The sequence below is a fragment of the Blautia sp. DFI.6.71 genome, from assembly GCF_020593585.1.
GTDB classification, from domain to species: Bacteria; Bacillota; Clostridia; order Lachnospirales; family Lachnospiraceae; genus Blautia_A; species Blautia_A wexlerae.
In genome coordinates, this window is record NZ_JAJDMJ010000001.1 from 25,984 (window position 1) to 48,982 (window position 22,999).

The following is a 22,999-nucleotide window of genomic DNA, read 5'->3' on the forward strand; positions in this document are numbered from 1 at the left end:
GGTGTCAGAAACAGTGAAAACTTTACTGAAGAATGGTACAGTAGTATCGGGGGATATGTCTGTTATAGAAGATGTTCTTATAGATGGAGAGAAGATTGTAAAAGTAGGCCGGAATCTGGAAGCAGAGGATGCACAGGTAGTTGATGTAAACGGTAAGCTGCTTTTTCCGGGATTTATAGACGGACATACACATTTTGACCTGGAAGTGGCAGGAACAGTGACGGCAGATGATTTTGAAACAGGAACAAGAGCTGCCATTGCAGGAGGAACAACTCTGGTGATCGATTATGCGTCTCAGGATAAAGGTGGTCATACGCTGAAGGAAGGCCTTGAGAAGTGGCATAAGAAAGCAGATGGGAAATGTTCCTGTGATTATTCTTTCCATATGTCTGTTGTGGAATGGAATGAGGAAACTGAGAGAGAAATACAGGATATGATCAATGAAGGGATTACCAGTTTTAAGCTTTACATGACTTATCCGGCAATGATCGTAGATGACGGTGACCTTTATAAGATTATTAAGAAATTAAATGAATACGGATGTTTTGCAGGGGTACATTGTGAGAATGCAGGGGCAATCGATGCGTTGATCGCAGAAGCCAAAAAAGAGGGACGTCTGGGACCTGAGAATCACCCGTTGGTGCGTCCGGATATTATGGAGGCAGAGGCAGTTCACCGCCTTCTTGTGATCGCAGATGCAGCAGATGCTCCTGTAATGGTAGTACATCTTACCAACCGGAAAGCATTTGAAGAAGTGATGCGTGCCAGAATGAACGGACAAAAGGTATATGCGGAAACCTGTCCGCAGTATCTGCTTCTGGATGACAGTGTATATTCAAAACCGGATTTTGAAGGTGCCAAATACGTGTGTGCACCTCCAATCCGTAAGAAAGCAGATCAGGACTGCCTGTGGAAAGCACTGGCGAATGATCAGATCCAGACGGTTGCAACTGACCAGTGCAGCTTTACAATGGAGCAGAAAGCTCTTGGTAAAGATGATTTCACGAAGATTCCGGGAGGGCTGCCGGGAGTACAGACGAGAGGAACTCTGCTTTATACATACGGTGTACGCACAGGCAGGATCACGCAGGAACAGATGTGCCGTCTGTTAAGTGAGAATGCAGCTAAACTTTACGGAGTGTATCCCAATAAGGGCGTGATACGTGAGGGAAGTGATGCAGATATTGTTGTATTTGATCCTGAGAAGGAAAACGTTATCTCTGCAAAGACACATCTGTATCATACGGATAATAATCCATATGAGGGATTTAAGCTTCATGGAGATATTGACAGCGTATATTTAAGAGGAGCTCATGTGGTGCAGGATGGAAAAGTAATTCTGGAGAAAACAGGAAAATATATTAAACGCGGTAATAAGCAGTGAATATAAAGAATAACAAGAGGTGACAGAAAATGAAACATGAAGTAAATGCAATGGGAAAACAGTGCCCGATTCCGGTAGTGATGACAAAGAAGGTTATTGATAATGCGGCAGTCGGTGATGAGATTGAAATTCTGATCGATAATGAAACCGCAGTGAATAATCTGAGCAGACTTGCAAATAAAACAGGCTGTACGTTTGTATCTGAAAAACTGGGAGACAAAAAGTATCAGGTGAAGATGGCAGTAAAGACTGAACAGACAGGTGGTACCTTGGAAGAAGAGGAATTTGTCTGCGAAGCACCGCATAAAAAAGTGACGGTAGCGGTAATCTCCTCAAATGTTATGGGAAATGGTGATGATGAACTGGGAAAGATTTTGATCAAAGGATTTATCTATGCCCTTTCTCAGATGGAAACACATCCGGATACAATCCTTTTCTATAATGGAGGTGCAAAACTTACAACAGAAGACTCTGAAAGTCTGGAAGATCTGAAAAAGATGGAAGAAGAGGGCGTGGAAATCCTGACCTGCGGTACCTGCCTGAAGCATTATGGACTGATGGAGAAACTGATGGTTGGAAAAGTTACCGATATGTATACGATTGCAGAGCGTATGACAGGTGCAGATAAGGTGATTCGTCCGTAAGAAAATGAAGGCCATCATATCTGAGAAAAAAGACAGATATGATGGTATTTTGAACTTTTATTGCAATTTCTGTTCTCTGATATTGTGGTATCTGGCATATCCGGTAAGAATCAGAGTCAGGGCACCATCGCCTGTTACGTTACAGGCTGTCCCAAAACTGTCCTGAAGGGCAAAGATAGTCAGCATCAGAGCTGTAGCAGAATCGCCGAATTTCAGGATACCGGTGATAATACCGAGAGATGCCATAACAGTGCCTCCCGGTACACCCGGAGCACCAATGGCAAAAATTCCAAGCAGGACACAGAAAAGAACCATGGCCCCCGGCGCAGGAACTGCACCATAAAGAATTTTGGAGATTGCCATACAGAAGAATACTTCTGTGAGGACAGAACCACAGAGATGAATATTGGCAAACAGCGGAATACCAAAATCTACCAGATCCTTTCGGAGAGGTTTTGCCCTGTGTGCGCATTGGAGGGCGACCGGCAGTGTGGCAGCAGATGACATGGTACCTATGGCTGTGAGGTAGGCGGGACCATAATGTTTCACAACTTTCAGAGGATTTTCTCTGGAATAAATTCCTGCAAGTATATATAGAAGAGCTATCCAGATAAAATGTCCGATCAGAACAATGACGATTACCTGAAGGAATACAGGAAGCTGTCTGGTGATTGTTCCTTCGTATGCCAGTGAACAGAAAGTCAGTCCGATGAAGTATGGGAGAATCGGAATAATGACTCTTGATACAATAGCCAGTATGATCTTCTGGAATTCTTCAAGAAAAGAAGAAATCAGACTGGCTTTTGTCCATGCAGATGCAAGTCCCAGCATAATGGCCAGTACAAGTGCACTCATGACAGGCATTATCTGTGGAATGGAAAGTTCAAAAACTACATCCGGCAAAGCTTTGAGATGACTGGCAGTGGAGCTGAAGGATAAATGTGGGATCAGCAGGTATCCGGATAATGCAGAGAATAAAGCAGCTCCCAGTGAGGAAGCATAAGCAATACTGACTGCAACACCTAACATTCTGGAAGCATTGTTTCCGAGTCTGGTAATAGATGGTGCGATAAATCCAATGATGATCAGCGGAACAGAAAAGCTGATCAGCTGACCAAGAATATACTTCGATGTTACAACCACATTCAGTACTGCAGTCGTAATGGCAGATTCATCTATTATATTAAGAAGAAGTCCGATACAGATTCCAAAAGCCACGCCGACAAGCAGTCTGAAGGGCAGACTGTGTAGAAAAAAGTTTTTTTTCATAATAATCCCCCTTTTTCTGTCAATTATAATATATAATGATGTCATGGTCAAAAGGTATTTTATATCGAAACAGGAGAGAGTTATGTACAGAAAAATTTATCAAATTTTGGAAGAAACAGGAAAAGTAAAAACAGCAATGGTTTTAAACGGGAATCATAAGGGCGAAAAATGTCTGATAAAAGAAAACCATTGTTTATCATCCGATGAAAATACAGCAGATTTCTGGAAAAAATATGAAGCTGATCTGGCGGAGTGCCAGGAGACAAAAGTTGTTCATATGGGAGATGTAGATTTCTTTGTGGAAATTTATGTGAAAAATCCGCAGCTTATCATTTTTGGAGGCGGACATGTTTCGCAGCCTGTTGCAAAAATCGGAAAAATGCTGGGATTTCATGTGACTGTTATGGATGACAGAGAAGATTTTGTGACTTCAGAGAGATTTCCGGATGCCGATCGGCTGATCAAAGGCAGCTATGATAAACTTTCAGACAAAATACCGGCCTATGAAAATGCTTATTATGTGATCGTGACAAGAGGTCATCTCGGAGACAGTGCCTGTGCCAGACAGATCCTGAGACGCCCTTATACTTATCTGGGAATGATCGGCAGTAAAAATAAGGTAAAACTGACCAGAGAAAAATTACTCGGAGAAGGTTTCAGCGAAGAACAGCTCAACAGTATCCATGCACCGATTGGATTGCCGATCGGAGGACATATGCCGGCAGAGATTGCTGTAAGTATTGCTGCGGAGATCGTTCAGGAAAAGAACAGGTATGATGTTTCTTATATTGATGGAGCTGTGGAGGATGCTGTCAGGAAAAAAGAAAATGGAATTATGATCACGATCATATCCAAGAGTGGTTCTTCTCCAAGAGGGACAGGAAGTAAAATGTTTATTGATAAAGACGGGAATTCATATGGAAGCATCGGAGGCGGAAATGTAGAATTTCAGGCTTTGAAATATGCACCAGAAGCGCAGCATGGTGAAATCAGAAAATATAATCTGTCTAACCAGGGCGGTGCGAATCTGGGAATGATCTGTGGCGGCGAGGTGGAAGTCCTTTATGAATTGTTGTAGATAAACACAGAACCTACAGCGTTACTGTTCACATATCACTATCCTGCGAGGTGTTTTGGCATGAATATGCCAAAATCCCGAGACATACAAGCCAAAATTCCATTGCCACAGGCAATCTGGAATGAATTTTGGCTACGTTACTGAGAACGGAGTGAACAGTAACCCTGCAGCAATTCCGCGCAAATGGAAGAAAGCAGACAAAGCAGGACAAAACGCATACTTGAATTATCTGTAAGAATCGTGTATATTAATACATAAAGCGAACACAGAAAACACGAGGGGACAGAGCGTGTTTGATAAAGGAGGAAACTACTTATGAAGAAATCACTTTGGCTGGTTCTTGTACTGGGACTTGCATTTGCTGCTCAGGGATGCGGATTTGATCCTACTATTGATTCCAGCGTTATGATCGTTAAAGTAACACCAACACCGGAAGTCACACCTACTCCTGAGGCTTCAGAGGCAACACCAACACCGGAAGCAACACCGACGCCGGCAGCAGAGCAGACAGCCAGTGGTGTAAAAGTAGAAGTGAAATCCGATACCTATTATGCGTCATCAGAATTAAATCTTCGTTCTGATGCAAGTGCAGATGCAGATCTGATTTCAAGTGTGGCAGCCGGAACTCAGCTGAACAGTACAGGTGTATGCGAGAATGGATGGATTCGTGTGGATTATAATGGACAGACCTGTTATGCAAGCGGAGATTTTGTGACAACAACAGCTCCGGCAGCAGACGCAGGTGAGACTGCAGCAGATACATCAGCAGATACGTCTTATGATGAAAGTGCAGAATAATCTGATGATATAAAAATTTGTATCAGTCCTCTTTAAATATATTTCTATGAGAGGTACAATAAAGGCTTTTTTGGAAAAATGTTGACAGAAATGTATAAGTAAAAGCAGAAGCTGCAGAGGATAATGACCTGTCAGCTTCTGCTTTTTTTGTCTGAAAAATACGATAGAAATCTTTTTCGGTGTGTTGTTTATGAGGATTGCTATAATACTGTAGAATGTTACTGTGGATAAATAAGTCTGTCCGGCTTGATATCATAAAGAACCTCATCCAGAAATTTTTCTGCCAGATATTTTGCCATAGGCAGATTCATATCCAGATAATTTCCGCAGTCTTTTGCAGATGCTCCCGGAACTTCACCTTCAAAATCACGTATAAATTCAAAAGTCTCGATCATAAGCGGAACGATATCCTTGGACTCATAATCTCCATTTAAAAGAAGATAATTGCCTGTACGGCATCCCATCGGTCCCCAGTAGATCATTTTAGAGCCGAACTCTTTATGATTTCTCAGGAATGTTGCTGCCAGATGCTCGATCGTGTGAAGTTCAGCAGTATTCATCACAGGTTCTTCGTTAGGAGAAGTCATACGGATATCGAAGGTAGTGATCATACTGTCGCCAACCGGATCCTTACGTGAAACATAAATTCCAGGCTGTAATTTGATATGGTCAATGGTAAAACTTGTTATTTTTTCCATTTTGGATTCCTCGCTTTCTTTTGCAGATATATTCTGACTGTTCATCAGTCTGTTGTTCCGGTTTCACTGCAAAAAGGGAAGGTACAGAACTGAACAGCCATATACATTTTAACAGGCAATCAGAAAGAAGTAAACACAGGAAACATTCACAATCTGAACATTTTGTGAAAAGAGTTGTTTTTTTTCTGAGATAGGTTATAATCAGATTGTTGTAAATGATTTCGGAGGTAAAGGAAAATGAAAAGAAAATTACTGGCAGCACTTTGTGTTACAGCTATGTCAGCAGGTTTACTGGCAGGATGTGGCAGCAGTGATAAAACAGAAGAGAGTACAAAAACAGAGGAAACAGCGAAAGAGGAGACTTCTTCTCAGGAAGAGACGGAGACAAAAGCTGCTTCTTCTGACAGTGATAATGTAGCAAGTGAAGAAGAGGCAGAAAAAGCCGGATTTTCTGATGGTTCTGATGAAAAGAGTGATTCTGCTGATACAGATTCTGAAAATAAAGATTCTTCAGACAGCAGTACAACCAGTGTGCTTCTGGATACTTCCAAAGAATTGACAGGAATTCATCACGCAGAGATTGAAGTAAAGGATTACGGTACGATTGATGTGGAACTGGATGCAGATACAGCACCGATCACAGTGACAAATTTCGTGAAACTCGCACAGGAAGGTTTTTATGACGGACTGACATTCCACCGTATCATGGATGGATTCATGATCCAGGGTGGTGATCCCAACGGAGACGGAACAGGTGGATCAAAAGAGAATATTAAGGGTGAGTTCAGCAACAATGGAGTAGACAATGATATTTCCCACACAAGAGGGACTATTTCCATGGCAAGAGCCAGTGATCCGGACAGCGCAAGCTCGCAGTTCTTTATTGTTCAGGCAGACAGTACATTCCTGGACGGAGATTATGCAGGATTTGGCCATGTGACAGAAGGCATGGATATTGTTGATAAGATCTGCGAGGATGCAAAACCGACAGACGACAATGGAACAATCCCGTCAGATCAGCAGCCGGTTATTGAGAAGATTACCATTACAGATTAAGTAAAACAGAAATCGAAGTATAAGTGCCCGGAGAGCAAACTAAAATTGAAGAAAAGGCATAACAAGAAGCAGCAGGAGAGATATGAAAAATCTTTTCTGCTGCTTTTTGGAACAGATACAGTTAATTTTTAATTATCAGCACTGGTATCGGTGGGTTGTTGGGGCGATTATAATATTCGCTTTTGATTACCAGATATTGATGGGGATCAAGGTTTTTCAGCCAGTCAAGGATCTGATCCCGCTCTTCAAATCCGGAATCGCCGCCACTGTAGATGCAAAGAGAAATCATTCCGCCTTTTTTCAGAAGGGTTAAAGCCTGGGTCAATGCCTGAATGCTGGTTTCACCTCTGGTTGCAAGTGAATGATCTCCACCGGGAAGATAACCAAAATTAAATACAATGCAGCTTACACTGTCTGGTGTGGCATATTCTGCCATATTTGCGTGAGATTCCAGAAGCAGTCTGTAATTTTCCGGAACATGTCCGGCGTTCAGTCTCTTTTGGGTTGCAGTCAGTGCCTGCTCCTGAATATCAAAGGCAAGAACCTTTCCTGATTCTCCGCATAGCTGCGAAAGCAGAAGCGTATCATTTCCGTTTCCCATTGTAGCATCAATACAGAAGTCTCCTTCCTGTACCTGCTGTCTGATAAAAGCTGCGCACCATTGCGTGATCTGATAATTCTTCATATATTCCTATATTCCTCCACAAAGTCATACACCGGATTTATATGTTGATATCAGTATATTATAATAATCCGGTCTGTCAGTTAAGTCAGGTAGAGTCCAGCACAAATTATGGATATCTGACTGATTATTATTATAATGCAGGAAATCTTTATAAACAACGGTTAAGTGTAATCTTGCTGAGGTTCACCGTTACTGTTCACACACCACTATTCCGCGAGGTGTTTTGGCATGAATATGCCAAAATCCCGAGACATACGAGCCAAAATTCCATCCAGATTGTTTCGCAAATAAAACAAATCACTTATTGCATTTTTGATAATAATTAGTCTATAATAAATAGAATTGTAAAAGTCAGAATCCTGTTATCAAAGATGAATTATGATAGATTTTGACATGTAAGTATAAAGACGTAGAAACAGCCAGAAATAATATGGTTCGGAGAAAGAGGTAAAGGAAAATGACACTGGAAGGAAAAACAGTATTACTGGGAGTGACAGGCAGCATTGCGGCGTATAAGATTGCATATCTGGCAAGCGCGCTGAAGAAACGTCATGCAGATGTTCATGTGCTGATGACAGAGAACGCTACGAATTTTATCAATCCGATCACTTTTGAAACTCTCACAGGAAATAAATGTCTGGTGGATACCTTTGACCGGAATTTTCAGTTTCAGGTAGAACACGTATCGATTGCAAAGAAAGCAGATGCGGTGATGATCGCACCGGCAAGTGCCAATGTGATCGGTAAACTGGCACATGGGATCGCAGATGACATGCTTACTACCACGATCATGGCATGCAAATGTAAAAAATTCATTTCCCCGGCCATGAATACCAATATGTTTGAGAATCCTGTAGTACAGGATAATTTAAAGATTCTGGAGCATTACGGATATGAAGTGATCGCTCCGGCGTGCGGATATCTGGCATGTGGTGACACAGGAGCGGGAAAAATGCCGGAACCTGAGACATTACTTGCCTATATTGAGCGCGAAGCTGCCTGTGAGAAAGATCTGAAAGGAAAGAAAATCCTTGTAACTGCAGGTCCTACACAGGAATCTGTTGATCCTGTTCGTTATCTTACCAATCATTCTTCAGGAAAAATGGGCTATGCTATTGCGAAAGCTGCCATGCTCCGCGGTGCAGATGTCACGCTGGTCAGCGGACGTACTTCAATTGAACCTCCCATGTTTGTAAATCTGGTGCCTGTTGTGACTGCAAGGGATATGTATGAAGCTGTAACTTCTGTCAGCAACGAACAGGACATTATTGTTAAAGCTGCTGCTGTGGCAGATTACCGCCCTTCCAGGATCAGTGAAGAAAAAGTTAAGAAAAGTGACGGACAGATGTCCATAGAACTGGAAAGAACAGATGATATCCTGAAGTTTCTGGGAGAACACAAACGGGCCGGACAGTTTCTCTGCGGATTTTCCATGGAGACACAGAATGTGATCGACAATTCCAGAGCCAAGCTGGCAAAGAAAAATCTGGATATGGTGGCTGCCAACAATGTGAAAGTGGAGGGTGCCGGATTTCAGGGAGATACCAATGTGCTGACACTGATCACACAGGATGAAGAAATCTCTCTTCCGCTTATGAGCAAAGAAGACGCCGCTTTTAGAATCCTGGATAAAATCCTTTCGATGATGATGCAGGATTCTGTCTGTTAAAGGAACAGGACGATTAAGAAATTGGAGATAAATAATTATGATTTTAGCAATTGACGTTGGAAACACCAACATTGTAGTTGGATGTATTGATGACCTGAAAACATATTTTATAGAACGCCTTTCTACCAACCGTACAAAGACGGAACTGGAATATGCGGTGGATTTAAAGAATGTTCTTGATATCTATCATATAAAAAAAACAGAGATTGAGGGCTGTATTATTTCTTCTGTAGTGCCGCAGATCACAAATATTGTGAAACTTGCCGCAGAGAAAATTCTTAAGAAAAATGCAATTGTTCTCGGACCCGGTGTAAAGACAGGACTGAACATTATGATGGATAATCCGGGACAGCTTGGCGCAGATCAGGTTGCTGATGCAGTGGCAGGAATTGCCGGTTATCCGGTGCCGTTGATCCTTATCGATATGGGAACTGCAACCACAGCGTCTGTTGTCAACAGTAAGAAGCAGTATGTAGGCGGAATGATTCTTCCGGGTGTAGGGGTTTCCCTGGATGCACTTACTGCGAGGGCTTCCCAGCTCAGCGGAATCAGTATTGATGCGCCAAGACATGTGATCGGGAAAAACACGATCGAATGTATGAAGAGCGGGGTTCTTTACAGCAATGCAGCAGCTCTGGATGGAATTATTGACAGGATCGAAGAGGAACTGGGGGAGAAGGCAACTGTAGTGGCAACCGGTGGTCTGGCAAAGAAAATCGTTCCTCATTGTAAGAGAGAAATCATTCTGGACGAGGAACTTCTTCTGAGAGGTCTTCTGATCATTTATGAGAAAAATAAGTAAGAATGTATATGCATTCATATCAAAACAGTTCATCAGACATAAAACTGATGAACTGTTTTGTTTGCAGTAATTTATGGGATTGCTATAAATGCATTATTTTAGAGAATTGCTATAAAAGGCAGAAATAAAATCAATAGGAAGCGGAGCAGTAAAAAGCATGACCTTTCCGGTTATAGGATGAGTAAACTCCAACTGATAAGAATGAAGGGGCTGACGGTTTATCCGACGGTAATCAGGATTATATAAATAATCTCCGGGCAGAGGATGCCCGATATATTTCATATGCACACGTATCTGGTGTGTGCGCCCTGTTTCCAGATGAAGTTCGGCCAGAGAATATTCTTTTCCTGCCGCCAGCCGTTCATAATGAGTTATTGCAGACTCCCCGGTTCCGAAATTTACTTCTCTGGTGATCACGGAGCCTTCCATTCGTGCGATAGGAGCGTTGATCGTTCCGGAGTCAGGAAGAAGCCCGTCTACAAGTGCGAGATAAGTCCTGAGAATCTGACGTTTTTTCATCTGAACTGACAGAATCGCTGCGCTGAGGGGATTTTTGGCAAGGATCAGAGCACCGGTGGTATCCCGGTCCAGCCGGTTGATACAGCGGTAAACAAAATCCTCTCCTTTTTCTGCAAAATACCAGGCGATTCCATTTGCCAGAGTATTTTCATAATTTCCCGCAGAAGGGTGCACAGGCATATCTGCAGGCTTGTTTATCACAAGGATATCCTCATCTTCATAAATGATATTCAAATCCATCTTTGTACGGATAATGTTTTCTCCTGATTCGGTTTCAGGAACAGTGATGATCAGATGATCCTGCGGTTTAAGCACTGATCGTCCGAAACCACGTTCACCATTGAGAATGATGGTGTTGGGAGTGTTCTTCATTGAGCTTAATATGTGGCGGGAAAACCCCTCTTTTTTTAGAAAGTCCAGAATCGTGACCGGAGTTGTATTTTCGGAGATAATATATTTAAGGATTCTTTGCATATGATCTGTCTGCTTTCTTGATTTGTATAAGATTTAAGAATTGCGGGCTGATATGCCCTGCCTTATTTTTAACAGATTTACTGTATCAGATTTTGAAGAACATAACAAGAACAATTATCAGATTTCCTGAAAAATTACTGTTCACTCTGTTTACAGTAATGTAGCCAAAACTCATTCCAGATTGCCTGCGGCAATGGAATTTTGGCTTGTATGTCTCGGGATTTTGGCATATTCATGCCAAAACACCTCGCGGAATAGTGGCGGGTGAACAGTAACCCTGAAAACGTTAAAAAATACATTTTATTCTATTGCATCACAGAAAATTAAGCGTATAATCAAAAAAAGAAAATAGATTCAGGTGGAAAAAATGAAAGAACAGCAACATATTTTTACAAACAAAATGCTCCGAACCCTGTTGATACCGGTTATTTTTGAACAGGTACTGAATTCCCTGATGGGAACTGTGGATACCATGATGGTCAGCAATGTAGGCTCTGCTGCAATATCCGCAGTATCTCTGGTGGATTCCATCAATGTATTGGTGATCCAGGCGTTCTCAGCGCTGGCAGCAGGCGGTGCAATCCTCTGTTCACAGTACATAGGTCAGAAAAATCATGAAATGGCAAATAAATCAGCAAGACAGGTATTATTTATCATTACTGCCATATCCGTAGCAGTGACTGCTCTGTGCCTGCTGTTTCGTGTGCCGCTGTTAAAACTGATATTCGGAAAAGTAGAATCAGATGTTATGACTGCCTCTCAGGTGTATTTCTTCTATACGGCGTTGTCTTTTCCGTTTATAGCACTTTATGATGCGGGAGCATCCATATTCCGGTCCCAGGGAAATACCAGAGGGCCAATGACAGTATCGGTTATTTCAAATGTGATTAATATCGGCGGAAATGCGGCGCTGATCTGGGGATTCAATATGGGAGTGGCAGGAGCTGCCATCGCAACTCTTGCATCCAGAGTCTTCTGTGCTGTAGTGGTACTCTGGCAGCTTCGTATGGACAGACAGCCTATTGTAGTCAGAAATTACAGACAGATCCGTCCGGATGGAAAAATGATCAGAAGAGTTCTGGCTCTGGGAATCCCGTCCGGTATAGAGAACAGCATGTTTCAGCTTGGAAAGCTGGCAATACAGTCTTCCGTATCTACACTGGGGACGGTAGCCATTGCAGCTCAGGCAATGACGAATATCCTTGAGAACCTTAACGGTATTGCAGCTATCGGTGTAGGAATCGGTCTGATGACTGTAGTAGGACAGTGTCTGGGAGCGGGCAGAAAGGATGAGGCAGTTTACTATATTAAGAAATTAAGTGTCCTTGCAGAAATCATTGTTGTTGCAAGCTGTCTTTTGGTGTTTGCCTTAACCATTCCGGTCACAAAGCTGGGTGGTATGGAACCGGAAAGTGCAAGAATGTGTTTCCATATGATATCCTGGATAACGGTTGTCAAACCTATTGTATGGACCCTGGCGTTTATTCCTGCTTATGGCCTCAGAGCAGCCGGAGATGTAAAATTTTCCATGATCACATCCTGTATCACTATGTGGACATTCCGTTTTTGCCTTTGTGTATATCTGATCCGTTTCAGAGGCTTCGGCCCAATGGCTGTATGGCTTGGAATGTTTACTGACTGGACAGTGCGGGGAATCGTATTTTCTCTTCGCTTCCACAGCAGGAAATGGCTGAAGCATAAGGTAGTATAATAAGGTGGTATAGCCATGAAATGCGTTGACTTTTACTGCTCAAAATTATATAATGATTCTCGGAAATAATTCTGGAAAAGCATTACAGGAAGTCAGGTGAAATTCCTGCGCAAGTCCGTTACTGTAACAGCCAGATACTGTCTGCTTTTCATTGTAGAGAGGAAATATGATCTGCGGCAACCAGAGGATATTTCGGGAAAAGAACTTTCAGGAGGGATTTTGTTGCACACAGAAATCCCTCCTTTTTATGTAGATGTTATATAAATGACATTATAGTAATCTGCAGACAGGATGTGACAACAATGCAGCAAAGGAGGCGTCATGAAAAACGGACTGGAAGATTACTACGTGATACGTGGCAATAAAAAAATGAGGTTTGGCTATACAACAGGCTCCTGCGCAGCAGCTGCATGTAAGGGTGCTGCAAAGATCCTGCTGGGTGGTGTCATGCAGAAGGATGTCACCTTGATGACTCCTAAGGGAATCATGCTTACACTGGAACTGAAAGACATCCGGATTGAAGGAAATCAGGTGACCTGTGCAATTCAGAAGGATGCAGGAGATGATCCGGATACTACAAACGGAATACTGGTTTATGCTACGGTGCAGAAAACAAAAGAACCGGGAATCATCCTCGACGGAGGCGTTGGTGTGGGAAGGGTAACAAAAGCCGGGCTTTCCCAGAAAATCGGGGAAGCAGCCATCAATCCTGTGCCAAAGGCCATGATTTTGCGTGAAGCTACAGAAATTGCTGAGAAATATGATTATGAGGGCGGACTGAAGATCATCATCTCCGTTCCTGAAGGTGTGGAAATTGCAAAGAAAACCTTTAATCCACGTCTGGGAATTGTGGGAGGAATCTCCATTCTGGGAACTTCCGGGATTGTAGAGCCTATGAGCGAAGCTGCTCTTGTACAGAGTATCAATGTAGAGATGAAGCAGCATTTTTCCCAGGGAGAAGAATATCTTCTGGTAACACCGGGAAATTACGGGGCAGATTATCTGCGGGAGCATATGGATCTCCCTTATGAAAAAAATATCAAATGCAGCAATTATGTAGGTGAGACCATTGACATGGCAATTGATATGGGAGTTAAGGGAATCCTTTTCATTGCTCATATCGGAAAGTTTGTAAAAGTTGCAGCAGGGATCATGAATACCCATTCCCACAGTGCAGATGCCAGGATGGAAGTGCTGGCATCCAATGCGATCCGGGCAGGAGCATCGTTGGAGTGTGCAAAGGAAATCCTGAATGCATCTACTACAGATGAAGCAATAGACATTCTGGAAAAATATCAGATACTTCAGAAGACCATGAAAGAGATCCTGGACAGGATCCAGTTTTATTTAAATCACAGATCCTATGAGCAGATCCTTCTGGGGGCAGTGATCTTTAATAATACTTATGGGTATCTGGGACAGACTGCAGATGCAGAGAAGCTGATAAAGCTGATTAATGCACAGAATGATGAGGCACAGTAAAGATCCTATCGCAAAGGCGATTTTAACCGAATCAAGTAAGTCCCCTGCTTCAATTGCGAAAAGCAATAAGCAGTGGGTGGGGACTTGCTTGTATCAGGAGGAGTGCAAGCTCCTTCTGATAAACTGCGGAGCAGTTATTCGGTTATGAGCAAGTAGCGAAGCGGATTGCGAATATCCGCTTGAATGGATTTTGACTCACAACTGTGAAAGTATTGAACAGTTGGAATAAATTTATAATAAGGAGAATGACAGATTATGGTACATTTCGTAGGAGCAGGTCCGGGAGCACCGGATCTTATCACAGTAAGAGGAAAACAGTATCTGGAGGAAGCAGATGTGGTGATCTATGCAGGATCACTGGTAAATCCAAAGCTTCTGGAATATACAAAGGACATCTGCACCATCTACAACAGTGCAAAAATGACACTGGAGGAAGTAATCCATGTGATCGAGAAGGCAGAAGCAGAGGGAAAGACAACTGTCCGACTTCATACCGGAGATCCATGTATTTACGGTGCGATTCGTGAGCAGATGGATATTCTGGATGAGAAAAATATTGCTTATGATTACTGTCCGGGTGTCAGTGCATTCTGCGGTGCTGCAAGTGCCCTGAATCTGGAATATACTCTGCCGGATATTTCCCAGAGTGTGATCATTACACGAATGGAAGGCAGAACTCCGGTTCCGTCCAAGGAAAGCATTCAGTCATTTGCAGCTCATCAGGCAACTATGGTTGTATTCTTAAGTACAGGAATGCTGGAAGAGCTGAGCAGACGTCTTATTGAAGGCGGTTATACAGCAGATACACCAGCAGCCATTGTATATAAGGCAACCTGGCCGGAACAGAAGACCTTCGTCTGCACAGTGGGAACACTGGCAAAAACGGCTGCAGAAAATAATATTACAAAAACAGCTCTGATGATCATCGGAGATACAGTTGCAGCAGCACACTATGACCGTTCCAAGCTGTATGATCCGGAGTTTACCACAGAATTTCGTGAAGCTGTGAAATCAAAAACACATCACTCATAGAATCTGGTAACCTTAAGGAATTGCTATCGTTTATGAGATTACTGTAAACAGGAGAAAGAGAAGGAATATAACAGTGAAGGTTGCACTTATATGCTTCAGCCTTACCGGTCAGCAGACCGGGGAGAGATTATGCCGGGGGCTGGAAGCTGCCGGTATGACAGCAGAACTGGATAAAAAAAGTAAATATCTTCTGGATTCTATTCAGATCAGTACCTCTGCATGGGCAGGAGAGAAATTTTCTGATTCAGATGCACTGATCTTTATCGGTGCCACCGGAATTGCCGTCCGCAGCATTGCGCCTTATGTAGCGTCAAAGAAGTCAGACCCTGCGGTGCTGGTTGTAGATGAATGTGGAAAGTTTGTCATTTCCCTTCTGTCCGGACATCTGGGCGGTGCCAATGAACTGGCGCTGAAAACAGCAGAAATTCTGGAAGCAATACCAGTGGTCACAACAGCCACAGACCTGCATCACCGTTTTGCAGTAGATGTTTTTGCAAAGAAAAACAATTGCAATATTTTTAACATGAAAGCAGCAAAGGAAGTCTCTGCTGCACTTCTGGCAGGAAAGAAAGTTGGATTTTACAGTGAGTTTCCGACGGACGGCGAACTGCCGGAGGGGCTGGTCCGGTGTGACGAATATGGGAATCCTGTCAACAGTACGGATGACAGATCAGAAGAGGAAACACAGAAAAGCTCTGATTTTAATGGAACAGGGACAGACTGTACGAATATAGACTGCGGAGTTGCGGTTACAGTACATACTTCCTGTAATCCTTTTATTTCTACCACACAGGTAGTTCCGAAATGTCTGACTCTGGGTATGGGCTGCAGGAAAGACAAGGATGCCCGTGGAATCGCAGAGGCAGCGCAGAAGGTGCTGGACAGATCCGGATTTCATAAAGAAGCATTTGAGCAGATCGCAAGCATCGATCTGAAGAAAGAAGAAAAGGGAATCCTGTCATTGTCACAGGACTGGCAGATTCCTTTTGTGACTTATACAGAAGAAGAATTAAAACAGGTGCCTGGAGAATTTACTCCCTCACCTTTTGTAAAAAAGATCACAGGTGTGGATAATGTCTGTGAGAGAAGTGCAGTCCTTGCCAGTGGAAATGGCAGGCTGCGGCAGAGAAAAACAGGAGAAAATGGTGTGACCACAGCAGTGGCTGCCAGGGAATGGAGGATACATTTTGAGTAAAATATATGTAATCGGAATCGGACCGGGAGCTTATGACCAGATGACAGGAAAAGCGATCCGCGCCATGAATGAAAGTGATGCGATCATCGGATATACCGTATATGTAGACCTGGTGAAGGAATATTTTCCGGGAAAAGAATTTATGACTACACCAATGAAAAAGGAAGTGGACCGCTGTGTCCTTGCTTTTGAAGAGGCAAAGAAAGGCAAAACTGTTTCCATGATCTGCAGCGGTGATGCCGGGGTTTACGGTATGGCAGGTCTGATGTATGAGGTTGGTGTCAATTATCCGGAAACAGAACTGGAGATCATTCCGGGTGTGACAGCTGCAACAGGTGGAGCTGCTGTTCTGGGTGCACCTCTGATCCATGACTTCTGTCTGATCAGCTTAAGTGACCTTCTCACACCATGGGAAAAGATAGAGGCAAGACTTCTGGCAGCAGCTCAGGCAGATTTTGTTGTATGCCTTTACAATCCGTCAAGTAAAAAACGTCATGATTACCTGCAGAAAGCCTGTGATCTGATGATGAAATACAAATCACCGGATACCATCTGCGGAACAGTTTCCAATATCGCAAGAGACGGCGAGGAAGCTCATGTAATGACATTAAAAGAACTGAGAGATACACAGGTGGATATGTTTACCACAGTATTTATCGGTAATTCTCAGACAAAGGAAATCAGCAATAAGATGGTAACACCGAGGGGATATAGGAATGTATAAAGTTCTTGTTTTTGCGGGAACAACAGAAGGATACGAAATCTGTCGGTTTCTGGCAGATCATAAGATAGAGACAAAGGGATTTGTTGCCACAGAATATGGTAGCAAATCTCTTACAGAAAATGAATTTCTCACTGTTCAGACCGGAAGACTGGATGCAGCGGACATGGAAGAGGTCTTTTTACAGGAGAAACCGGAAATGGTGCTGGATGCCACCCATCCTTATGCTGCTGAGGTGACTGTAAATATCAGGACAGCCTGTGAAAATACGCAGACAGCATATTACAGGGTGCTGAGAGAAGCAGGAGAACATGAGGACAGAGCAGTATATGTGGACAGTGTTCAGGCGGCTGCAGATTATCTGGATCAGACCCGGGGAAATGTACTGCTGACAACAGGAAGCAAGGAGCTGGCCGGCTTCACAGGCATGAAGGATTATCAGAACCGTCTTTATGCAAGAGTCCTTTCTCTGCCCAATGTGATGAAAGCCTGTGCAGAGCTGGGATTTGAGGGAAAACATCTGATAGGAATGCAGGGGCCTTTTTCCAGAGAGCTGAATGCTGCAATGCTCAGACAGTATGACTGCAGATATCTGGTCACAAAGGATACAGGAAAAGCAGGTGGATTTCAGGATAAGATTGATGCTGCCCTGGAATGTGATGCAGTTCCTGTGATCATCGGGCGTCCTCTGAAGGAGGAAGGAATGTCTGTGAGAGAATGTAAGAGATTTCTTACAGAACATTTCAGCTTAGCCCACAGACCGCATATTACATTGCTGGGAATTGGAATGGGAAGTCAAAAGCTTCTTACTGTCCAGGGGAAGAACAGCTTGGATCAGGCGGATCTTCTGATCGGTGCCAGGAGGATGGTGGATTCTGTGAAACGTCCGGGACAGGATGTGTTTGTGGAATACAGAAGCCGGGAGATCAGGGATTATATTGATGCACACCCGGAGTATGACAATATTGTGATCGTCCTTTCCGGAGATGTGGGATTCTACAGTGGAGCCAGAAAACTTCTGGAAGTACTGTGTCAGGACAGTGCGGATCTGAGAGTACAGAGAAAGAACGGATCAGAGAAGAGTGAGGAAGAACGGGATAGTTCAGCACAAAATAATACAGAGATAGAGATTCAGTGCGGGATTTCCTCAGTTGTATATTTTATGTCCAAAATAGGATTGTCCTGGGATGATGCCAAAATCGTCAGTGCACATGGAAGAGGCTGTAATCTTATCTCACATATCTGTTATACAGAGAAAGTTTTTTCCATACTCGGAACTTCAGACGGTGTAGCAGTTCTGGCAGAGAAACTGGTAAAATACGGGATGGGTGATGTGCTTCTTTATGTGGGAGAAAATCTGTCCTATGAAAATGAGAAGATTTTTGCAAAGCCTGCCAGCGAACTGACAGAATATAAGGGTGATCCTTTGTCCGTCATCTGTGCAGTAAATGAAAATGCAGGAACACGTCTGGAGACGCATGGGATCAGAGATGAGGAATTTATCAGAGGCAAAGCGCCTATGACAAAGGAAGAGGTGCGTACGGTATCCCTTTCCAAACTGCGTCTGACCGCTGATTCCGTCTGCTATGATGTGGGCGCAGGAACAGGCTCACTGTCAATAGAGATGGCACTTCGTGCTCATCAGGGACAGGTCTGGGCAATCGAGAAAAAGGAAGAAGCAGTTGAACTGATCCACCGGAATAAGGTGAAATTTGCAGCGGATAATCTGGAGATCGTGGAAGGACTTGCACCGGAGGCTCTGACAGATCTTCCGGCACCAACCCATGCTTTTATCGGAGGCTCGTCAGGAAATCTGAAAGAGATCGTGAAGCTGCTGGTTGAAAAGAACCCTCAGGTCCGGATCGTGATCAACTGTATCACTCTTGAAACTGTGTCTGAAGCATTGGAAACAGCGAAAGAGTTTGGATTTGAAGAAAATGAAATCGTGCAGCTTGGTGCGGCACGTTCAAAAGCAATCGGACGTTATCATATGATGATGGGAGAGAATCCCATTTATATTATTACACTTCAGAATCCCGGAAAATAACAAATGATGCAGATATCAGGGATTACAAATTAACAGTTAAGGAAATACAGATTAACAGTTAATAGATTGGAATGCCCTGAAATTGTTGAAAAAATATAGGACAGAAACAGAGGAGAACAGGGATGGATATTCCAAGAATACTTCTTGCGGCAGGAGCCAGCGGCAGTGGCAAAACACTGATCACCTGCGGACTTCTGCAGGCACTGGTCAATCGAAAAATGAAAGTGGCATCTTTTAAATGCGGACCGGATTATATAGATCCCATGTTTCATTCCAGAGTCATCGGGACGAAATCCCGTAATCTGGATACCTTTTTTACAGATGCCGAGACAACCCGATACCTGCTTGGAAAAAATGCAGCAGACTGTGATATTGCAGTAATGGAAGGTGTTATGGGCTATTATGACGGCGTGGGTGGAATATCCACGAAAGCAAGCGCCTATGACCTGGCAGATACTACAGATACTCCGGTCATCCTTGTGGTAAACAGCAGAGGGATGAGTATTTCCCTGGCAGCTTATATTAAAGGTTTTATGGAGTACAAAGAGAAAAGCCATATCAAAGGTGTGATCTTTAACCAGATGTCTCCCATGCTTTATCCCAGAATGAAGAAGCTGGTGGAAGAACAGCTTGAGGTGGAGGTTCTTGGATATGTGCCAAAGGTAGAGGACTGTGTGATCGAGAGCCGTCATCTGGGTCTTGTGCTTCCTGAGGAGATTTCTGATCTGAGGGAACGCTTGCAGAAGCTGGCCGGAATATTGGAAGATACACTGGAGATCGACAGGATCCTTGCACTTGCCCAAAATGCAGAGGAGCTGCAGGTGCCGGAATCTCTGATACAGAAAGACAAGACATATGGATATTGTCTGCCACAGAAGCTGCGTATCGGAGTGGCAAAGGATGAAGCCTTTTGTTTCTTTTATGAAGACAATTTTCGTCTCCTTCAGGAAATGGGGGCAGAGCTGGTTGATTTCTCGCCAGTTCATGATGAACATCTTCCTGCAGATCTGGATGGGATTCTTCTTTATGGCGGTTATCCGGAATTAAATGGAGAGGCACTGGAACGCAATGCATCCATGAAAGAAGAGATTGCACAGGCAGTTAAACAGGGCATGCCATGTATGGCAGAATGCGGAGGCTTTATGTATCTTCATGAGCAGATGGAGGATATGGGCGGAGTGTTCCGGAAAACCTGCGGAGTGATCCCCGGAAAATGTTTCCGCACTCCCAGACTGACCAGATTTGGATATATCACATTAACTGCCGGGAAGCCTGTTTTCGGCAGAAGTGCAGAGGAGATCGGTGAGATTCCGGCTCATGAATTCCACTATTTTGATTCAGAGAACTGTGGAAGTGATTTCCATGCAGCGAAGCCTATGAGCAAAAGAGGATGGGACTGTATGCACAGCAGCAGTAACCTGCTGGCAGGATATCCTCATATCTATTATTATGGAAATCCCCAGATTCCCAGGGCTTTTCTCATGAAATGTCTGGAATATCATAATTCAAAAGAATAATGAGCCGGATTTAGAGGTGGTAAAATAGTAGTAAATTACCGAATTCCGGGCGTTTCAGAAATATTGAAACATCCGGAAGGCATCAAGGAGTTTTATAATTATGTTATATTACAGTATGCCTGCCCTTGCAGCAGGCTTCATACTTGATCTTATGATAGGAGATCCCAGATGGCTGTATCATCCGGTATGTCTGATCGGAAATCTGATCGCATTTCTGGAAAAAATACTCCGAAAGATTTTTCCGAAAACAGATAAGGGCGAACTGGCTGCAGGTACAGTGGAAGTGATCCTTGTCTGTCTGTTAAGCGGTGGAATCCCATTTCTGATCCTGCACATTCTCTATGGAATCTCAGTATGGGCGGGATTCGCACTGGAAACCTTCTGGTGCTATCAGCTTCTGGCAACGAAATCTCTGAAAACAGAGAGCATGAAAGTCTATGACAGACTGAAAAACGGGACTCTGGATGAGGCCCGTTATGCAGTATCTATGATCGTAGGCCGTGATACCCAGTCATTGACAGAGGAGGGTGTTACAAAGGCGGCAGTAGAGACTGTGGCAGAGAATGCTTCAGACGGTGTTATAGCACCGATGCTTTATATGGCAATCGGCGGAGTGTGGCTGATGTTTCTTTACAAGGGAATCAATACCATGGATTCCATGCTGGGTTATAAGAATGATAAATATCTGTATTTTGGCCGCTGCGCTGCAAAACTGGATGATGTGGCCAATTATATTCCAGCCAGACTTTCAGGATGGCTGATGGTGGCAGCCTCTGCATTTGTAAAAATGGATGTGAAAAATGCAGCGAAGATCTACCGCAGAGACAGAAGAAATCACGCCAGCCCCAACTCTGCACAGACAGAGGCAGCAATGGCAGGTGCGCTGGAGATACAGCTTGCAGGCAATGCTTACTATTTCGGAAAGCTTTATGAGAAACCAACCATAGGAGATGGAATCCGCCCTGTGGAGGTGGAGGATATCAGACGTTCCAATCGCCTGCTTTATGCAACAGCGATCCTGGGGGCTGTGATATTTCTTCTGATCGGAAGCGCGGTGCGATATTGTTTCTTTTTATAATTCCGGTAACGTGGATTGCTGAATAGTTATTAATATAAAACATGTATAGTAAGACAGGAGACAACTGATGACAAAACATATACATGGCGGTGATGTTTATAAATATGATCACTGTCTGGATTTCTCTGCAAACTGTAATCCGCTGGGAACACCGCAGAGTGTAAAGCAGGCGATCATAGACAGTGTAGAGGACCTGAGTGATTATCCCCGTGTAGGATGCGGACCTCTGAAAGAGGCAATCGCAGATTATGAACATACAAAAAAAGAATATCTAATCTGCGGGAATGGAGCCGCAGACCTTATTTTTTCCCTCAGCAGGGCATTGAATCCAAAGAAGGCCCTTCTTCCTGCTCCTACCTTTGCGGAGTATGAACAGGCACTGGTCAGTGTTGGCTGTGAGATCAGCAGATATTATCTGAAAGAGGAAAATGATTTCTGTATACAGAAAGATTATCCGGATGTTCTGAAAAGAGAAAAGCCGGATATTATTTTCCTGTGTAATCCCAATAATCCTACAGGGATCACCATACCTCAGGACCTTCTGGAAGAAATCCTGGAAACCTGTGCCATGCAGGGAATATTTATGGTAGTAGATGAGTGCTTCCTAGATTTTGTAAAAGATCCGGAGAAACATACGCTGAAGGGAAAACTGGAAAAATATCCGGGACTTTTTATTCTTAAGGCATTTACCAAAAGATATGCGATCCCCGGTGTGCGGCTGGGCTATGGATTCTGTTCGGACGGGGAAGTACTTGACCGGATGGAGGCAGTCACCCAGCCCTGGAATGTGTCTACCATGGCACAGCAGGCAGGAATGGCAGCACTAAAGGAATCAGAATATGTGGAAGCAGGACGGCAGATCATTTTCCGTGAATCTGCATGGATGAAGGAAAAGATGAGACAGCTTGGGCTGACGTTATATCCTTCTGAAGCAAATTATATATTCTTTTACGGACCTGAGGAGCTCTTTGAAAGATGTGTTGCAAAGGGGTTCCTGATCCGGGACTGCAGTAACTATCCGGGGCTGAAAAAAGGATATTACCGTGTGGCAGTGAAGCTGCATGAACAGAATGAAAAGCTGATAGAGATACTGGAAGAAGTGCTTTCATAAGTATTTATACAGGAGAAAAGGGGAAACAA

20 protein-coding genes are annotated in these 22,999 nt (G+C 43.6%); 16 read left to right on the plus strand and 4 right to left on the minus strand.

From position 1 onward, the window contains the following. The first annotated feature begins 13 nt into the window (after nucleotides 1–13). Complete coding sequence (hydA, locus tag LJE12_RS00170; RefSeq protein WP_173745086.1) at nucleotides 14–1,384, plus strand: dihydropyrimidinase; 1,371 nt, start codon at nucleotides 14–16, stop codon at nucleotides 1,382–1,384. Between the two features lie 29 nt (nucleotides 1,385–1,413). Beyond that, nucleotides 1,414–2,028, plus strand: a complete 615-nt coding sequence (gene yedF / locus LJE12_RS00175; RefSeq protein WP_022381449.1) for a sulfurtransferase-like selenium metabolism protein YedF — start codon at nucleotides 1,414–1,416, stop codon at nucleotides 2,026–2,028. A gap of 57 nt (nucleotides 2,029–2,085) precedes the next feature. Here yedF and LJE12_RS00180 read toward each other — a convergent pair whose 3' ends face one another. Further along, nucleotides 2,086–3,297 carry a dicarboxylate/amino acid:cation symporter gene (locus LJE12_RS00180; RefSeq protein WP_022381450.1) on the minus strand — a complete coding sequence of 404 codons (1,212 nt, stop codon included), beginning with the start codon at nucleotides 3,295–3,297 and terminating at the stop codon, nucleotides 2,086–2,088. 82 nt (nucleotides 3,298–3,379) lie between these two features. On the opposite strand from LJE12_RS00180, the gene LJE12_RS00185 reads away from it, so the two are divergent. Both LJE12_RS00185 and LJE12_RS00190 read left to right on the plus strand, forming a co-directional pair. Continuing rightward, nucleotides 3,380–4,375, plus strand: coding sequence for an XdhC family protein (locus tag LJE12_RS00185; RefSeq protein ID WP_008704827.1), 996 nt, complete (start codon nucleotides 3,380–3,382; stop codon nucleotides 4,373–4,375). A 315-nt stretch (nucleotides 4,376–4,690) separates the two neighbouring features. Next, complete coding sequence (locus LJE12_RS00190) at nucleotides 4,691–5,173, plus strand: SH3 domain-containing protein (protein WP_022381452.1); 483 nt, start codon at nucleotides 4,691–4,693, stop codon at nucleotides 5,171–5,173. A 218-nt stretch (nucleotides 5,174–5,391) separates the two neighbouring features. Here LJE12_RS00190 and LJE12_RS00195 read toward each other — a convergent pair whose 3' ends face one another. Continuing rightward, nucleotides 5,392–5,871 (minus strand): S-ribosylhomocysteine lyase, encoded by a 480-nt coding sequence (locus tag LJE12_RS00195; RefSeq protein WP_118613380.1) that lies wholly within the window; start codon nucleotides 5,869–5,871, stop codon nucleotides 5,392–5,394. A 237-nt stretch (nucleotides 5,872–6,108) separates the two neighbouring features. Here LJE12_RS00195 and LJE12_RS00200 point away from each other — a divergent pair, with 237 nt between their 5' ends. Then, nucleotides 6,109–6,927, plus strand: coding sequence for a peptidylprolyl isomerase (locus LJE12_RS00200; protein WP_022381454.1), 819 nt, complete (start codon nucleotides 6,109–6,111; stop codon nucleotides 6,925–6,927). Between the two features lie 121 nt (nucleotides 6,928–7,048). Here LJE12_RS00200 and LJE12_RS00205 read toward each other — a convergent pair whose 3' ends face one another. Continuing rightward, nucleotides 7,049–7,612 (minus strand): class I SAM-dependent methyltransferase, encoded by a 564-nt coding sequence (locus LJE12_RS00205; protein ID WP_022381455.1) that lies wholly within the window; start codon nucleotides 7,610–7,612, stop codon nucleotides 7,049–7,051. A 457-nt stretch (nucleotides 7,613–8,069) separates the two neighbouring features. Here LJE12_RS00205 and coaBC point away from each other — a divergent pair, with 457 nt between their 5' ends. Together coaBC and LJE12_RS00215 are read left to right on the plus strand one after the other, a co-directional pair. After that, nucleotides 8,070–9,281, plus strand: a complete 1,212-nt coding sequence (coaBC, locus tag LJE12_RS00210; RefSeq protein WP_173679304.1) for a bifunctional phosphopantothenoylcysteine decarboxylase/phosphopantothenate--cysteine ligase CoaBC — start codon at nucleotides 8,070–8,072, stop codon at nucleotides 9,279–9,281. 37 nt (nucleotides 9,282–9,318) lie between these two features. Further along, nucleotides 9,319–10,083, plus strand: coding sequence for a type III pantothenate kinase (locus tag LJE12_RS00215; protein WP_025576961.1), 765 nt, complete (start codon nucleotides 9,319–9,321; stop codon nucleotides 10,081–10,083). Between the two features lie 93 nt (nucleotides 10,084–10,176). On the opposite strand, the gene LJE12_RS00220 is transcribed toward LJE12_RS00215, so the two are convergent. Then, nucleotides 10,177–11,076, minus strand: a complete 900-nt coding sequence (locus tag LJE12_RS00220; RefSeq protein WP_022381458.1) for an RluA family pseudouridine synthase — start codon at nucleotides 11,074–11,076, stop codon at nucleotides 10,177–10,179. A gap of 367 nt (nucleotides 11,077–11,443) precedes the next feature. Here LJE12_RS00220 and LJE12_RS00225 point away from each other — a divergent pair, with 367 nt between their 5' ends. The 9 genes from LJE12_RS00225 to LJE12_RS00265 all read left to right on the plus strand — a co-directional run bounded on the left by LJE12_RS00225 (nucleotide 11,444) and on the right by LJE12_RS00265 (nucleotide 22,970). Then, entirely contained in the window at nucleotides 11,444–12,787 is a 1,344-nt protein-coding gene (locus tag LJE12_RS00225) for an MATE family efflux transporter (protein ID WP_055053399.1), read from the plus strand. 321 nt (nucleotides 12,788–13,108) lie between these two features. Beyond that, nucleotides 13,109–14,269: a cobalt-precorrin-5B (C(1))-methyltransferase CbiD gene (gene cbiD / locus LJE12_RS00230; RefSeq protein ID WP_227226142.1), complete on the plus strand. Its 1,161-nt coding sequence runs from the start codon at nucleotides 13,109–13,111 to the stop codon at nucleotides 14,267–14,269. 255 nt (nucleotides 14,270–14,524) lie between these two features. Next, on the plus strand, nucleotides 14,525–15,301 hold the full coding sequence (cobM, locus tag LJE12_RS00235) for a precorrin-4 C(11)-methyltransferase (RefSeq protein ID WP_022381461.1): 777 nt from the start codon (nucleotides 14,525–14,527) through the stop codon (nucleotides 15,299–15,301). 73 nt (nucleotides 15,302–15,374) lie between these two features. Beyond that, entirely contained in the window at nucleotides 15,375–16,496 is a 1,122-nt protein-coding gene (locus tag LJE12_RS00240) for a cobalt-precorrin 5A hydrolase (RefSeq protein WP_173743044.1), read from the plus strand. After that, complete coding sequence (cobJ, locus tag LJE12_RS00245; protein WP_055053402.1) at nucleotides 16,489–17,220, plus strand: precorrin-3B C(17)-methyltransferase; 732 nt, start codon at nucleotides 16,489–16,491, stop codon at nucleotides 17,218–17,220. The genes LJE12_RS00240 and cobJ overlap by 8 nt, the downstream gene beginning before the upstream one ends. After that, entirely contained in the window at nucleotides 17,213–19,264 is a 2,052-nt protein-coding gene (cobK, locus tag LJE12_RS00250; protein ID WP_227226144.1) for a precorrin-6A reductase, read from the plus strand. Before cobJ ends, cobK begins: the two co-directional genes overlap by 8 nt. Nucleotides 19,265–19,386: 122 nt before the next feature. Further along, nucleotides 19,387–20,781, plus strand: coding sequence for a cobyrinate a,c-diamide synthase (locus tag LJE12_RS00255; protein ID WP_227226146.1), 1,395 nt, complete (start codon nucleotides 19,387–19,389; stop codon nucleotides 20,779–20,781). 100 nt (nucleotides 20,782–20,881) lie between these two features. Beyond that, a complete protein-coding gene (gene cbiB, locus LJE12_RS00260) occupies nucleotides 20,882–21,859 on the plus strand; it encodes an adenosylcobinamide-phosphate synthase CbiB (protein WP_118593056.1) in 978 nt (325 codons plus the stop codon). Nucleotides 21,860–21,926: 67 nt separating this feature from the next. Next, nucleotides 21,927–22,970, plus strand: a complete 1,044-nt coding sequence (locus LJE12_RS00265; protein ID WP_118593057.1) for a pyridoxal phosphate-dependent aminotransferase — start codon at nucleotides 21,927–21,929, stop codon at nucleotides 22,968–22,970. Nucleotides 22,971–22,999 lie beyond the last annotated feature (29 nt).